A 13,297-nucleotide genomic window follows, 5' to 3' on the forward strand; every position below is an offset into this window, starting at 1 on the left:
ACCGTTCGTCTCCGCCGCGCATGCCTCGCTCTCCGAATCTCTCCGAAGACACTGAATCACGCTCACAGCCTCGCTGCGAGCCACTTTTTCAACAGCCTGCTAGAAGTACCGTCAAGCCAGGATTGCAGCGCTGGCCAGCTCCTTCGTCAGGTCGCCATAGCCGGTCGAGCGGCGCTCATAGGCGAGGCCGAGCATTTTCGCCGCCTTTTCGGCGACCTTGTCGAGTTCCGGGTCGTCGGTCTGAGCGATATAGATCAGCTTCTCGTAATTGCCGAAATAGTCCTTGATCAGCTCCGGGTGCTTGTCGAGGCCGAGCGGCTTCATGAAGAAGGCATCGAATTGCCGGCAGAGGAAGTCGGTCATGTAGAACGACATCATGTCGTCATCGGCGACTTTCGCATAGGCATCCATGCCCTGGTAGAAGGCAAAGCAATGCGGCCCGGCCATGCGCTCGACGCCATGCTTCTCGCAGACCCGATCGAGCAAGCCACCCGTGCCGCAATCGGCATAGCCGACGAAAATGTGTCTGTAGCCGTCGGTCTTGGCCTTCTCGATAGCCTTGTCCATGGCCGGCGCGATGCGGTCCGGATAGAAATGGAACTCCGCTGGCAGGCAGGTCAGGTCGAGATGGTCGAGCCCAAGCTGCTCCTTGACCGCCAAAACCTCGCGCGCAATCATCCCACATGCGATGACGAGCAGCCTGTCGCCCTGATCGGATTGTTGTTTTCGCGCGGTAGTCATGGAACCAGTCTAATCCATCTTCGTTGCTGTCCAGCGAATTTATATGCTGAGGGAGACACCATTCATGAAATTGTTCCGCGTTGCGCCAATCGCTATTCTCGCCTGCGCCTTGGCTGTTTCGGCCTGCGCCAACACGGTGCGCGGCGTCGGTAAGGACATCAAATCCACTGCTAAGGCTGTTGACGATACCGTCAAGAAACCCTGATCCGCACGGCTCTAAACATTTGGGAATAAAAAAGCCGCACTGCAAGGCGCGGCTTTTCTCGTTGGTGCCGGACTTATTGGCTCAGGCCGAAGCGCGGACGTTGTGCTTGCGCTTCATGAAGTCCTTGGCGGTCTCGACTGCCACCGCGGCGTCGCGGCAATAGGCGTCGGCACCGACGGCTTTGCCGAATTCCTCGTTGAGCGGCGCACCGCCGACCAGCACAACATAGTCGTCGCGAATGCCCTTTTCCTTCATCGTATCGATGACGACCTTCATGTAAGGCATGGTCGTCGTCAGCAGCGCCGACATGCCGATGATGTCGGGCTGGTGCTTTTCGATGGCATCGAGATATTTTTCGACCGCATTATTGATACCGAGGTCAATGACATCGAAGCCGGCGCCTTCCATCATCATGCCGACCAGGTTCTTGCCGATATCGTGGATGTCGCCCTTGACGGTGCCGATCACCATCTTGCCCTGCTTTGGCGCGCCAGTGGCGACAAGCAGCGGACGCAGGATGAACATGCCGGCCTTCATCGCGTTGGCCGACAGCAGCACTTCGGGAACGAACAGGATGCCATCGCGGAAGTCCTCACCGACGATGCGCATGCCTTCGACCAGAGCCTCGGTCAACACCTTGTAAGGCGCCCAGCCGCGCTCGAGAAGGATATTGGTGCCTTCCTCGATTTCTTCCTTCAACCCGTCATAAAGATCGTCGTGCATCTGCTGCACCAACTCGTCGTCGGAGAGTTCCGAAAGGATGATCTCGTCGTCGGCCATTTTTTCTCAGGCTCCTTGCCGGCTACAACTATCGCGGCAGCTTAAAAATATCGCGCCAATACCTAACCCGCATGGGCCGGTTGTCCATAGCTGATTTGCGACTTCCCGCAAAACGAAAGCGACCGTAAATCTCTTGGAATTCTTGTCGATTTTGCGACAGGCGTTGGCGCTGGCGGGCCGTTTCGAATAGGGTGCATGGCTACGATCCGGCCAGAGACCGCAATATGCGGCCGCAAACGGATTTCAGGCCGGTACAAGAGCCCGGCCGGAGTAAATCAAGGCCAGAACGAAAGCCAGGGAAGAACGATTATGAGTGAGAACGCGCCGGTCGATCAGGAAGCGTCAAACGCGCGGCGCGGACGCGCTGCCAGCGGTGGCGCCGCAGCCCGACGGGCTGCACGTTCGGGCGGCGGCCCCGGCACACAGCTCACCTATATCAAGCGCAAGATCAACGTCTATGAAGTGCTGGACGAGGAAGGGCTGGCGCTGATCGAAAAGAACACCGACACGGTGCTGGAGGAGATCGGCATCATCTTCCGCGACGACGCCGAGGCGCTAAAGCTTTGGAAAGAGGCGGGCGCCGACGTCAAGGGCGAGCGGGTGCATTTCCCCAAGGGCCTCTGCCGCTCGCTGTTGAAGACCGCTCCGTCCGTCTACACCCAGCACGCTCGCAACGGCGAGCGCTCGGTGCAGATCGGCGGCAACGCGACAGTGTTCGCGCCAGTCTATGGACCGCCCTTCGTGCGCGATCTCGACGGCGTCAGGCGCTATGCGACGATCGAGGATTTCCGGAATTTCGTAAAACTCGCCTATATGGCGCCGTCGATCCACCATTCGGGCGGCACGGTTTGCGAGCCGGTCGATGTGCCGGTCAACAAACGGCATCTCGATATGGTCTACAGCCATATCAAATATTCGGACAAGCCGTTCATGGGCTCGGTGACCGCGCCCGAGCGCGCCGAAGATACGGTGGCGATGGCCAAGATCGTGTTTGGTGACGATTTCGTCGAGAACAACACGGTGCTGACCAGCCTGATCAATGCCAACTCGCCGATGGTCTTCGACGAGACCATGCTGGGAGCGCTGAAGGTCTATTCGCGCCACAATCAGGCCTGTATCGTCACGCCGTTCATCCTTGCCGGTGCGATGAGCCCGGTGACGGTCGCCGGCACGCTGACACAGGTTTTGGCCGAGGTTCTGGCCGGTGCATCGTTCACACAACTGATCCGGCCGGGTGCGCCGGTTCTGTTCGGCACCTTCGCCTCGTCGATCTCGATGCAGTCGGGCGCGCCGACTTTCGGCACGCCGGAGCCGTCGCTGGTCTCGTATGGCGCCGCACAGCTTGCCCGCAGGCTCGGCCTGCCGTTCCGCACCGGCGGTTCGCTCTGTGCTTCAAAAATCCCCGATGCGCAGGCCGCCTACGAGAGCGCCAACACGCTGAACTCGACGATCCTCGCCGGCACCAATTTCGTGCTGCATTCGGCCGGCTGGCTCGAGGGCGGTCTCGCCTCCTGCTACGAAAAGTTCATGATGGATATCGACCAGCTCGGCATGACGCAGAAGTTCTCCCAAGGCGTCGACCTGTCGGAAAACGGCCAGGCGATGGACGCCATCCGCCAGGTTGGCCCGGGCAGCCACTATCTCGGCTGCGACCACACCCAGGCCAATTTCCAGACCGCGTTCTACCGCTCCAACATCGCCGACAACAATTCTTACGAGCAATGGCTGGCCGAAGGCGAAAAAACCGCGCCGCAGCGCGCCAACGAGCTCGCCCGCCGCTGGCTGGAGAGCTACGAGGCGCCGCATCTCGATCCGGGTATCGACGACGGGCTGAAGGACTTCATTGCCAGGAAGAAGGCGTCGATGGCCGACGCCTTCACCTGAAAGGAGCCCGAATCAGGCGGGGCTAAAGTCGCCAACATCATCCACAAGGAAGTCTGGCGGAGCGCCTTCTCCGACCCGGACAAGAAGGGATGATCCTCGAGCGCAGCATGGTCGAAACCATCGCGGCGGCACTTTCCGCACACGGTCTCGTGCTTCGCTGCGGCTTCAATTTTGCAGGCGCTGAGAAGGCGCCTTCCGATCTCTCCGGCACTACCGCCAAATCCGTCCTGCTGGTGGGCCAGGCGGGTGCCGCACCTTGGCCGCACTTCATGCGCTGGCTGGAGAAACAGTCACAGCCGATCGACGATCCGCTCGACAGATGGTCGCGCGAAGTGATCGGCGCGGTGGCCGGAAGATTCGGGGCGCGCGCGGTGTCGCCGTCCGACAGGCCTTATCTGCCATTCCAGCAATGGGCGATGCGTGCGGAGGGGCTGAAGCCGTCACCGCTCGGCATTCTCATGCATCCGCAATATGGGCTCTGGCATGCCTATCGCGGCGCGCTGCTGTTCGAAGACGAAATTGCGCTCCAAGAACCCCGCGACATGATTCACCTTTGCGATACATGTCTGGAAAAACCTTGCCTGAAATCCTGTCCGGTAGAGGCTTATTCTGCGGATGGTTTTGCACATGAAACCTGTCTGGCCCATGTGCGCGGGCAAAACGGCGCGCCCTGCCGGACCGGCGGCTGCCTTGATCGCAACGCCTGTCCTTACGGCACCGACTATCGCTATCCGGCCGAAGTTCAGGCCTTTCACATGGCAGCATTCGCGCGTCTGTAGCGTCGCCGAATGCCGCACGAAATCTTGAAGCAGATCGCCTCACTACAGCTTGCGGCGACGGTCACCGCCGGTATCTATCGCACGTCGGGCCGGTCGGCATTGTCGGCTACTGCATGGGTGGAGCGCGGGCGCTGAACGCAGCGGCCAGCTATCCCGGCCGCATCGTCGCGGCGGCCAGTTTCCACGGCGGCAATCTGGCTGGTGACGCTGCCGACAGTCCGCACCGGCAGGCCGCTTCGCTCAAGGCAAGGGTTTATATCGGTACGGCCGGCACTGATCGCAGCTTTCCGCCCGCGCAAGCCGCGCGGCTGGCCGAAGCGCTGCGCGCGGCCGAGGCAGACCATGTCATCGAGAACTATGCCGGCATGGCGCACGGCTGGTGCGTGCCGGACCACAGCGCCTTCGATGCAGCCGGCGCCGAGCGCCAATGAAAGCGGCTGACGACGCTGTTCGCGGAGACGCTCGGTCAGGGCACGCCAACCGTTACGACGTGACGGCGCGCCAGAAAATTCTTTCCATCGCCCCAAGGAACAGCCATTAGCCTTCGTCCAACAGGCAATGATGGCGATGATGCTGGACGAAAGCGAAGCCTCCGACGCTGAACTGATCGGGCGGGCGAAGGGCGGAGATCGGGGTGCTTTCGGCAAGTTGCTCGAAAGGCACTACGGTTTCGTCTATCGCGCCGCCTATCGCTGGTGCGGGAAAAAGGCCGACGCCGAGGATATCGCCCAGGAAGTCTGCGTCCGGCTTGGCCGGGCGATCCGCGACTATCATGGCAGCGGCGCCTTCACGACATGGCTCTACGCCATGACGCTGAATGCGGCGCGCGACATGATGCGCAAGACCGCCCGCGAGACGGTCAAGACCGATGCCTATGGCGCCTATGTCCTGATTTCGGGGGAAATCTCGGCTGAGCCGGAGGACCCGGCCGAGGCGCTCTGGGTGGCGGTGCGCAAGCTGCCGGACAAGCAGCGCGATGCGGTGCTGCTGGTTTATGGCGAAGGGCTGAGCCATGCAGCCGCCGCCGAGGCGATGGCGATCTCGGAGACGACGGTTTCCTGGCACATCCATGAAGCGAAGAAACGGCTGAAGACGCTGATGCGTTCAGCCGGGGAAGTGTGACCATGGTCGACGACAACGAACTCAACAGACTGCGCGAGATCGCGACCCCGGCGCCGGACGCGGACGCAAAGGCGCGTGCCCTCCAGGCCGCGCTGCGCGCCTATGACATGGAAGAAAAAACTTTACCGGCCGCCCAAGGATCGGCAAGCGGGCTTCGTCTCACAGAGCGAGCACAAAGGCTCTGGAGCGAAATCATGCAAAAGAAACTCTTCGCCACGCCGGCCATCGCCGGGCTCGTTGCCCTGCCGATCGCCGGATACGCTGCCATGTACATGCTTGGGGAATCCAAATTCAGCGGGCCCGAATTCGGCGGGGACGATAAGATCACCGAGACACTGGCCGACAAGCCGGCGACCGTCAAACCGCCGGTCGTGGCCGAAGCAGACAAGCAGAAGAAGGCGGACGCCGACAGCGAAAGCCGTAACGCCGGCGAGGCGCTTGTGGCGCCGACATCGCCGCCGAAAGCGGAATCGACCGCAGTCGGCGGGTTGACCCAGCAGGACGTGCTCACCCGCAATGCTCCCGAACCGGCGCAGAGTGGCGAGTTTGTGCTGAATGGCGGCACCAGCACCGCGGCTCCGGCCGTCGATGGCGGCGCGCGGGTCGGTCGCATGCCTGGCACGGTTGCCGATTCCAAGCTGATGGCACAGCAGCCTGCCGCTGCGCCGGCCGACCAGATGCTGCCGCAAGAGGAAAACCGCGACCGCGTCGAGAATTTCAAGACCAACCCGGTGCATGCCGCACTGGAAGATCCGGTCTCGACGTTCTCTATCGATGTCGACACCGCTTCCTATTCCTTTGTGCGGCGCTCGCTGAAGGAAGGTTTTATTCCGCAAGCCGATACGGTGCGCGTCGAGGAGATGGTCAACTACTTCCCCTATGACTGGAAGGGACCGGACTCCGCCTCGGCGCCGTTCAACTCGACCGTCAGCGTGATGCCGACGCCGTGGAACGAGCACACCAGGCTGATGCATGTCGCCATCAAGGGCTTCGACGTGAAGCCGGCCGAGCAGCCCAAGGCCAATCTGGTCTTCCTGATCGATGTGTCGGGCTCGATGAACGAGCAGGACAAGCTGCCGCTCCTGCAGTCGGCCTTCCGACTGCTGGTAAACAAGCTGCGACCTGACGACACCGTCTCGATCGTCACCTATGCGGGCGATGCCGGTACCGTGCTGGAGCCCACCAAGGCTTCGGAAAAGGACAAGATCCTCGCCGCCATCGATAATCTGACATCCGGCGGCTCGACGGCAGGCGAGGCCGGCATCAAGGAAGCCTACCGGCTGGCGCAGAAATCCTTCGTTAAGGACGGCATCAATCGGGTGATGCTCGCCACCGACGGTGATTTCAATGTCGGCCAGACCGACGACGACGATCTGAAGCGGCTGATCGAAAAGGAGCGCAAGACAGGCGTATTCCTGTCGGTGTTCGGCTTCGGCCGCGACAATCTGAACGATCAGATGATGCAGACCATCGCCCAGAACGGCAATGGCACCGCTGCCTATATCGATACGTTGGCGGAGGCCGCGAAGGTACTGGTCGAGGATGCCTCCTCGACACTGTTCACCATCGCCAAGGACGTGAAGATCCAGGTCGAGTTCAACCCGAACAAGGTTTCGGAGTACCGGCTGATCGGCTACGAGACCCGCGCCTTGAATCGCGAGGATTTCAACAATGACCGGGTCGACGCCGGCGAGATCGGCTCAGGCCATTCGGTCACAGCGATCTACGAAATCACGCCTAAGGGCAGCGGCGGCGAACAGATTGATCAACTGCGCTATGGCCAGGCCTCGGTGAACAATGGCGGTGTTGCCAATGCCGACGAATATGCCTTCGTCAAGATCCGCTACAAGCTGCCGAACGAGGACACTTCGAAGCTGATCACCACGCCAGTAACGTCAGCCAACGAAGTGGCGTCGTTCGACCAGGCCAGCACCGACCAGCGTTTCTCCGTTGCGGTTGCTGCCTTCGGCCAGAAGCTGCGCGACGAGGATGCGACCGCGAAGTTCGGCTACGACAAGATCATGCAGATTGCCACCGCCGCCAGAGGAGCCGACCCGTTTGGATACCGGTCCGAGTTCCTCTCGCTTGTGCGCCTTGCCTCGGCGCTCGGCGGTAACCGGTAGTGGCAATGAGGGCCGGTTTCTTTCAGATGGGATCGTTCTGATAGGGGGAGCCGGCCTACGGGCGGGTGAGGCAGGCCGGCGAGGGAAACCTTGCCGGCCTTTTTTCCGCGGCCGCACTGCTTCGCGCGGACCGCGTCGCAGACGAAAGTGTCAGGCGCGTCCGCGGCGCCGCTCGCGGCGGGCTTCGCTAGTCTCGGCGACGTTGACCGTCGCCTGCTTGTTGCGCATAGGGCCGATGCGTTCGACGATCTGCTCGACGGTTGGGCGATCCGACTTGGTGTGCGCATCGAGCGCCTTGCGCATGGCGGCAAGGTGCTGGAACGAGGTACCGCAGCAGCCGCCGACGATCTTGGCGCCGGCATCGACGGCTAGGCGCACATAGTCGGCCATCAGCTCGGGCGTGCCCGAATAATAGATCTCGGCACCGCGAAATTCGGGAATGCCGCAATTGCCCTTTACGATCACCGTTGCTTCCGGCTTCGCCTCGGTCATGTCGAGCAGCGAAGCGAGAATGTCGGAGGCGCCGACGCCGCAATTGGCGCCGACACCGAGCGGCGTCTGCGACAGGCCATCGACGACGCCGTGAATGTCCTTTGGCAGCAACCCCATCATGGTACGCCCGGCGGTGTCGAAGGAACCGGTATAGGTATAAGGCAGGCCGACGCGTATGGCGGCTTCGGCGGCGGCACGGATCTCGTCCGGCGCCGACATGGTCTCGATCCAGGCGATTTCGGCGCCGCCGGCCTTCAGCCCCTCGATCTGCTCGGCAAAGGCCTCGACCGCCTCGTCATAGGTCATGGCGCCGAGCGGCACCAGCAGCTCGCCGGTCGGGCCGACGGAGCCGGCCACGATCACCTTGCGGCCGGCTTTTTTTGCAACGGCGCTTGCGATCTCGGCGGCGCGCCTGTTCAGCGCATAGACCCGGTCCTGCGCATGGTGCAGCTTGAGCCGATGGCGGGTGCCGCCAAAAGAGTTGGTCAGGATGATGTCGGCGCCGGCATCGACGAAGTTTTGGTGCAGGCTGGTGATGGTGTCGGGAGCGGTCTCGTTCAAGAGCTCGGGAGCCTCGCCGGCCTCAAGGCCCATGGCGAACAGATTGGTGCCGGTGGCGCCATCGGCGAGCAGGACGCCCTTTTCGGCAAGCAGCGCGTCGATCGGATTGGTCATTGTGGATACGCCTTCCCGGAGAATTATTGAGATAACGATATAAAGAATTCTTTATGTGACGTCAATGTCGGTGCGGGAAACAACCGGTCAAAATCGCATCCCCGCCAGCTTTCGTGTGAAGCTGGCCGCCTCATGCGCGTTGACGTCCGCGGCACGGATCAGATTGTCGAAATGGCTGGTCAGGATGCGGATCGGCTGCGTGGCGTTCAGCACCAGATACATGTCGCCGACGTAAATGGCAGCGCGATAAGGTCCGAAGATCGTGTAGGGGATCGAATAGCGCATCCGCCCGTCATAGAGAAACAGGCGGAAGGTGGGATAGAGGTCGTCGAGCAGTGTCGCCATGTGCAGGAGTTGCTGGTGGCGGTCTGCCTCCGGAAAGCGGTCCCACACGCCCAGCCCGCGCGCGAAGATCTCCAGCGTGTGGCGCGGCATACAGACTTCCATGTCGGTTTCGGGCCGTCGGTTGTAGTCGATGCGATACTGCGTTTCGCCGGCCTGTGCCTCGCGGCTCTTGTTGGCGATGACGGCTTCATAGTCGACAAGCGCCTCGGTGCGCAGAAGATCGGGAATGCCGGCCGGCACGTAGCGGATTTTCGTTCCCGCCGCCTCGGCATGCCAGCGAGCCAGCAGCGTGCGGTCGAAGCCGTCCGGCGCCTCCTCGATCTCAAGGCTCTCGCGGATTTCACCGGTGACGCCCTCGTCGTGGCTGAGGCCGAGCAGCCAGTCGAGCGAGACTTTGAATTCGGCGGCGATGTTAAGCAGCGTTTCAGCACGGGGAAGGCGGGTCGAGCCGCCGGAGAGCAGCTGCGACAGTGCCGAACGGTCGATGCCAACCGCACCGGCGAACGCTGATTGGTTCAAATCGGACCTTGTCAAGAGCATTTTCAGGCGCTCGCGAAAGATCGTCGACAGGTCGCGTTTGTCCAAATCTCTACTCTCCCTGAGGTGAGCAAAAATTTGCGCCGAAGCCGTCTATATGGCGTTTCGAGCGCAAACGAATCTACGAGCTTGTTTACAACAGATAACATATGCAGCTGAAAATGCGCAATCGCAACAGTTTGTGCGCTTTATCGCGTTGCCCCGATGCAACACTCCTGACACAATGCTGTCAGGAATCAAACGGGTTCCGGCGACTGGAAGGCAGTGGTCGATAGCATGACGAGCATGGGCAATAGGCGACACGGCGCAGCAGCCATCGAATGGCCGACCGTATTTCTCGCACTTCTCTGCTACGGCGGCTGGCTCGCTGCCGGCTTTCTGCTCTGGCCATCCTACCCGCTGCTGGCGCTCGCCTTTCTGACCCTGATTGCGACGCTGCAATCCTCGCTGATGCACGAGGTCCTGCACGGCCACCCAACCCGGAACGCGCGGCTCAACGAAGCGTTTGTGTTCCTGCCGATTGGCCTTGTCTGGCCGTTTCGCCGGTTCAAGACCATTCACCTGCGCCACCATGCAGACGAGCGCCTGACCGATCCGCTCGACGATCCCGAAAGCTATTACAAGGCGCTCTGGCAGCACGAGGGCCTGCCGTCGGCGATGAAATTCCTGCTGAAGATCAACAACACAATGCTCGGCCGTTTCGTGCTGGGCCCTTGGCTGTCCTGCATAGGCTTCTTCATCGACGACGCCAGGCAGGTTGCCGCGGGCGACAAGGTCGTCCGCAAGGCCTGGCTGCTGCACGCTATCGGCCTCGCCATCGTGCTGCCCATCGTGCAGTTCGGCTTCGGCATGCCATTGTGGCTTTACGTTCTGGTGCCGGTATGGCTGGGACAATCGCTGATTTCGATCCGCACCTACGCCGAGCACCAATGGTCGGAACATCCGGAAGGCCGCACGATCATCGTCGAGCGCTCGCCGCTGTCCTTCCTGTTCCTCAACAATAATCTACATTTCGTCCATCATAAGAGCCCGACTGTGGCCTGGTACAGGCTGCCGAAACTGTTTCGCGACCGCCGCGACGAGTGGCTGCGGATGAACAATGGCTACGCCTATCCGAACTACTTCGCGTTGCTCAAGGCCTATGCCTTCAAGGCGAAGGAGCCGGTTGTCCACCCCGTGCTGCGGCGCATGCCGGAACCGGGACGCGCATTCAAGCCGCGTGTCAGGGCACGCAGCCTCAATGGGCTTGGCAGCGCACCGGTACCCGCCGAGCCGCCGAAAGAGTGATTCTTGCGTTGTTGCAGGCGGTTCCGCGCGGACGACGCTTTCCTGAACTTGTCAATTTCCCCGCATAACGGTCAAATCCCCGACATGAGCGAATTCATTGCGGCTTTGCCGATGTATGACTGGCCGGAAGCGCGGGACGAGGTCGACGCGCAATGGGCGCGGTTGCGCGACACTTTCAGACAAAGAGGCATCGATGCGCCGGAGACGATCATCCGCCGCAATGGCGATTTGCCTCCAGTGCCTGGCGGTATCCGAGACGATCAGGGAAAACCCGTCGCGCCAGATCCGGCGACATTGCCGCCGGACGAGCTGGATTTTCACCGGCTCTGGCTGCACCCGGCGCTCCTCCTTGCGCAAACCTGTTGGGGACCGATGGAACTCGGCCTGTCGCAACGTGTCCAGCTCGTCGGTCAGCCGCGTTACGACGCCTTCGAGGGTGGACAGGGCGAACTCTATTCGAGCGCCATCATCATGAGAGCGGGCGAGGCACCACAGGCAAGGTCGCCGGCCGACGGCGGTGCCGTCATTCCGCTCGATCTGCTGCGCGGCCAGCGTTTCACCTTTAACAGCCTGGATTCCATGTCAGGCATCATCGCGCCAACTCGCGACCTGCAAGCATTGGGCGAGAGTCTGGACATCTTTTCCGCGTTGAGCGAAAGCTGTGGGCACCGTGCTTCGATCGTTGCCGTTGCCGAGGGCAGGGCCGACGTCGCGGCGATCGACTGCGAGAGTTGGGCGCTGGCGCAGCGTTTCGAGCCTGCGGCGCAGAAGGTGACGGTCGTCGGCTGGACAAGGCGTCGCAAAGGCCTGCCGTTCATCACGGCCAGGACAACGCCGGAAACGATCGTCACCACGATGCGCGAGGCGATCGCAGCGCTCACATAACCGCGTCGCGTTCGGTCGGCCTCATGCGAGCACTTTAGATTCCTGTTTATGCATGTCGTTATCGCAAAACCGCTGCCCACCCTCGGGTCAAGCCCGAGGGCATGCTTTTGTGGGACATGCATTAGCAGCCGCCAAGCAGCCGATTGTCGAGCGGGTAGGTCGAAAGCTTCTCGTTGCCGGTTTCGGTGATCAGGATCTGTTCCTCGATCTTGGCGCCTTCGTAGCCGCCAAGCCGACCGATATAGCTCTCGACGCACAGCACCATGCCAGGTTCGAGCACTCCGTCGGGTGTGTCGTCGGTCCAGTCGCTAGCATGCGGCAAAGTCGGGTATTCGTCGGCAAGACCGACGCCGTGATAGAGCACCCCGTAACGGGCGGGGAAGCAGTCCCCCGGCGGCACTGACGAGCGCTCGACGAGGTCGCGGAACGATACGCCCGGCCGCATCAGCTCCGTGTTGTTGGCGATCTGGTCGGCGGCGATGCGGAACAGGTCGCGCTGGTCCTGCGACGGCGGCGCGTCACCGCAAAGCCAAGTGCGCGAAAGGTCGGCGCAGAAGCCGTAAGGACCGATCAGGTCGGTATCGAAAGCGACGAGCTCGCCGACCTCGATCGTCCGCGACGAGCACTCCTGGAACCACGGATTGGTGCGCGGACCCGACGACAGGAGCCGGGTTTCGATCCATTCGCCGCCGCGCGCGATGTTGCCACGATGGAGTTCGGCCCACAATTCATTCTCCGAGATGCCAGGCCTTAGCGCCTGCTCCATCTCGCCCATCGCTGCCTCGCAAGCGACGATCGCCCGGCGCATGGCAAGGATCTCGTCGGGCGATTTGATCAGCCGCGCATTTTCCATCACCCCTTCGCCATTGCCGGTCGAAATGCCGAGACGGGCGAGCTCTTCGATGCCCTCGGGATTAATGTGGTCGACGGCGATGCGGCGATTGCCGCCGCCATGTTCCAATACCAGCTCGGCGATGCCGGCTGCCCAGCGGCGGACTTTTTGACCGGTCAGCTCGCCGCTGTACAGGTAAGCCCACGACACCGCCGGCCGCACCTCGTCGACGACGCCGGAATGATCGGAAAGATGCTCGCAGGAGAAATAGTCGAACAGCACCACCGGGCCATCGGTGGCGACGAAACAATGCCTGGTCCGATTGTGTGCGACCCAGAGCTGCATGTTGGTCGCATCCGTCGCATAGCGGATGTTGACCGGATCGTAGAGCAAGGCTCCCGCATAGTCGCGGCGCTTCAGCTCGGCGCGGATGCGCTCGAGCCGGTATCGGCGCATGGCGGGCAGGTCAGGAGCAGCAATTCCCGCCGCCTGCCATTCGGTTTCCGCCAGCGCTCCATAGCCCAGCGCATGCTGGTTGAGTTCAGCGGCCTTCAGCCGCGATTTTTTGCGCAGCACATCGTTCGAGCCGTCCGGCTCGAACGGCATGATC

General features: G+C 61.8%; 12 protein-coding genes and 1 pseudogene. 8 read left to right on the forward strand and 5 right to left on the reverse strand.

The annotated features are described in order from the left end of the window. Window positions 1-111: 111 nt before the first annotated feature. Window positions 112-741, reverse strand: a complete 630-nt coding sequence (locus NKI79_RS20830; RefSeq protein WP_352803960.1) for a DUF1638 domain-containing protein — start codon at window positions 739-741, stop codon at window positions 112-114. A 64-nt stretch (window positions 742-805) separates the two neighbouring features. Here NKI79_RS20830 and NKI79_RS20835 point away from each other — a divergent pair, with 64 nt between their 5' ends. After that, entirely contained in the window at window positions 806-946 is a 141-nt protein-coding gene (locus NKI79_RS20835; RefSeq protein WP_023676507.1) for an entericidin A/B family lipoprotein, read from the forward strand. 81 nt (window positions 947-1,027) lie between these two features. On the opposite strand, the gene NKI79_RS20840 is transcribed toward NKI79_RS20835, so the two are convergent. After that, a complete protein-coding gene (locus NKI79_RS20840; protein WP_023676506.1) occupies window positions 1,028-1,726 on the reverse strand; it encodes a cobalamin B12-binding domain-containing protein in 699 nt (232 codons plus the stop codon). Between the two features lie 309 nt (window positions 1,727-2,035). Here NKI79_RS20840 and NKI79_RS20845 point away from each other — a divergent pair, with 309 nt between their 5' ends. The 5 genes and pseudogenes from NKI79_RS20845 (at window position 2,036) to NKI79_RS20865 (ending at window position 7,634) form a co-directional block, all read left to right on the forward strand. Next, entirely contained in the window at window positions 2,036-3,610 is a 1,575-nt protein-coding gene (locus NKI79_RS20845; protein ID WP_352477608.1) for a trimethylamine methyltransferase family protein, read from the forward strand. 89 nt (window positions 3,611-3,699) lie between these two features. Further along, entirely contained in the window at window positions 3,700-4,389 is a 690-nt protein-coding gene (locus NKI79_RS20850) for a hypothetical protein (RefSeq protein ID WP_352803962.1), read from the forward strand. An 86-nt stretch (window positions 4,390-4,475) separates the two neighbouring features. Next, window positions 4,476-4,820 (forward strand): annotated as a pseudogene (locus tag NKI79_RS20855) (dienelactone hydrolase family protein); the annotation flags it as partial. Window positions 4,821-4,950: 130 nt separating this feature from the next. After that, complete coding sequence (locus NKI79_RS20860; RefSeq protein ID WP_352803963.1) at window positions 4,951-5,511, forward strand: RNA polymerase sigma factor; 561 nt, start codon at window positions 4,951-4,953, stop codon at window positions 5,509-5,511. A gap of 2 nt (window positions 5,512-5,513) precedes the next feature. Further along, a complete protein-coding gene (locus NKI79_RS20865; RefSeq protein ID WP_352803965.1) occupies window positions 5,514-7,634 on the forward strand; it encodes a vWA domain-containing protein in 2,121 nt (706 codons plus the stop codon). Window positions 7,635-7,784: 150 nt separating this feature from the next. Here NKI79_RS20865 and bmt read toward each other — a convergent pair whose 3' ends face one another. Then, window positions 7,785-8,801 carry a betaine--homocysteine S-methyltransferase gene (bmt, locus tag NKI79_RS20870; protein ID WP_352803968.1) on the reverse strand — a complete coding sequence of 339 codons (1,017 nt, stop codon included), beginning with the start codon at window positions 8,799-8,801 and terminating at the stop codon, window positions 7,785-7,787. Between the two features lie 87 nt (window positions 8,802-8,888). After that, window positions 8,889-9,731: a helix-turn-helix domain-containing protein gene (locus NKI79_RS20875; RefSeq protein ID WP_352803971.1), complete on the reverse strand. Its 843-nt coding sequence runs from the start codon at window positions 9,729-9,731 to the stop codon at window positions 8,889-8,891. Window positions 9,732-9,959: 228 nt separating this feature from the next. On the opposite strand from NKI79_RS20875, the gene NKI79_RS20880 reads away from it, so the two are divergent. Both NKI79_RS20880 and NKI79_RS20885 read left to right on the forward strand, forming a co-directional pair. Further along, complete coding sequence (locus NKI79_RS20880) at window positions 9,960-10,970, forward strand: fatty acid desaturase (RefSeq protein ID WP_352737204.1); 1,011 nt, start codon at window positions 9,960-9,962, stop codon at window positions 10,968-10,970. 84 nt (window positions 10,971-11,054) lie between these two features. Next, window positions 11,055-11,855 (forward strand): phosphate/phosphite/phosphonate ABC transporter substrate-binding protein, encoded by an 801-nt coding sequence (locus NKI79_RS20885; RefSeq protein WP_352646897.1) that lies wholly within the window; start codon window positions 11,055-11,057, stop codon window positions 11,853-11,855. Window positions 11,856-11,976: 121 nt separating this feature from the next. On the opposite strand, the gene NKI79_RS20890 is transcribed toward NKI79_RS20885, so the two are convergent. Further along, a complete protein-coding gene (locus NKI79_RS20890) occupies window positions 11,977-13,293 on the reverse strand; it encodes a M24 family metallopeptidase (protein WP_352647054.1) in 1,317 nt (438 codons plus the stop codon). Between the last annotated feature and the right edge of the window lie 4 nt (window positions 13,294-13,297).

It is taken from the genome of Mesorhizobium sp. M0340 (assembly GCF_040321535.1).
Lineage (GTDB): Bacteria > Pseudomonadota > Alphaproteobacteria > Rhizobiales > Rhizobiaceae > Mesorhizobium.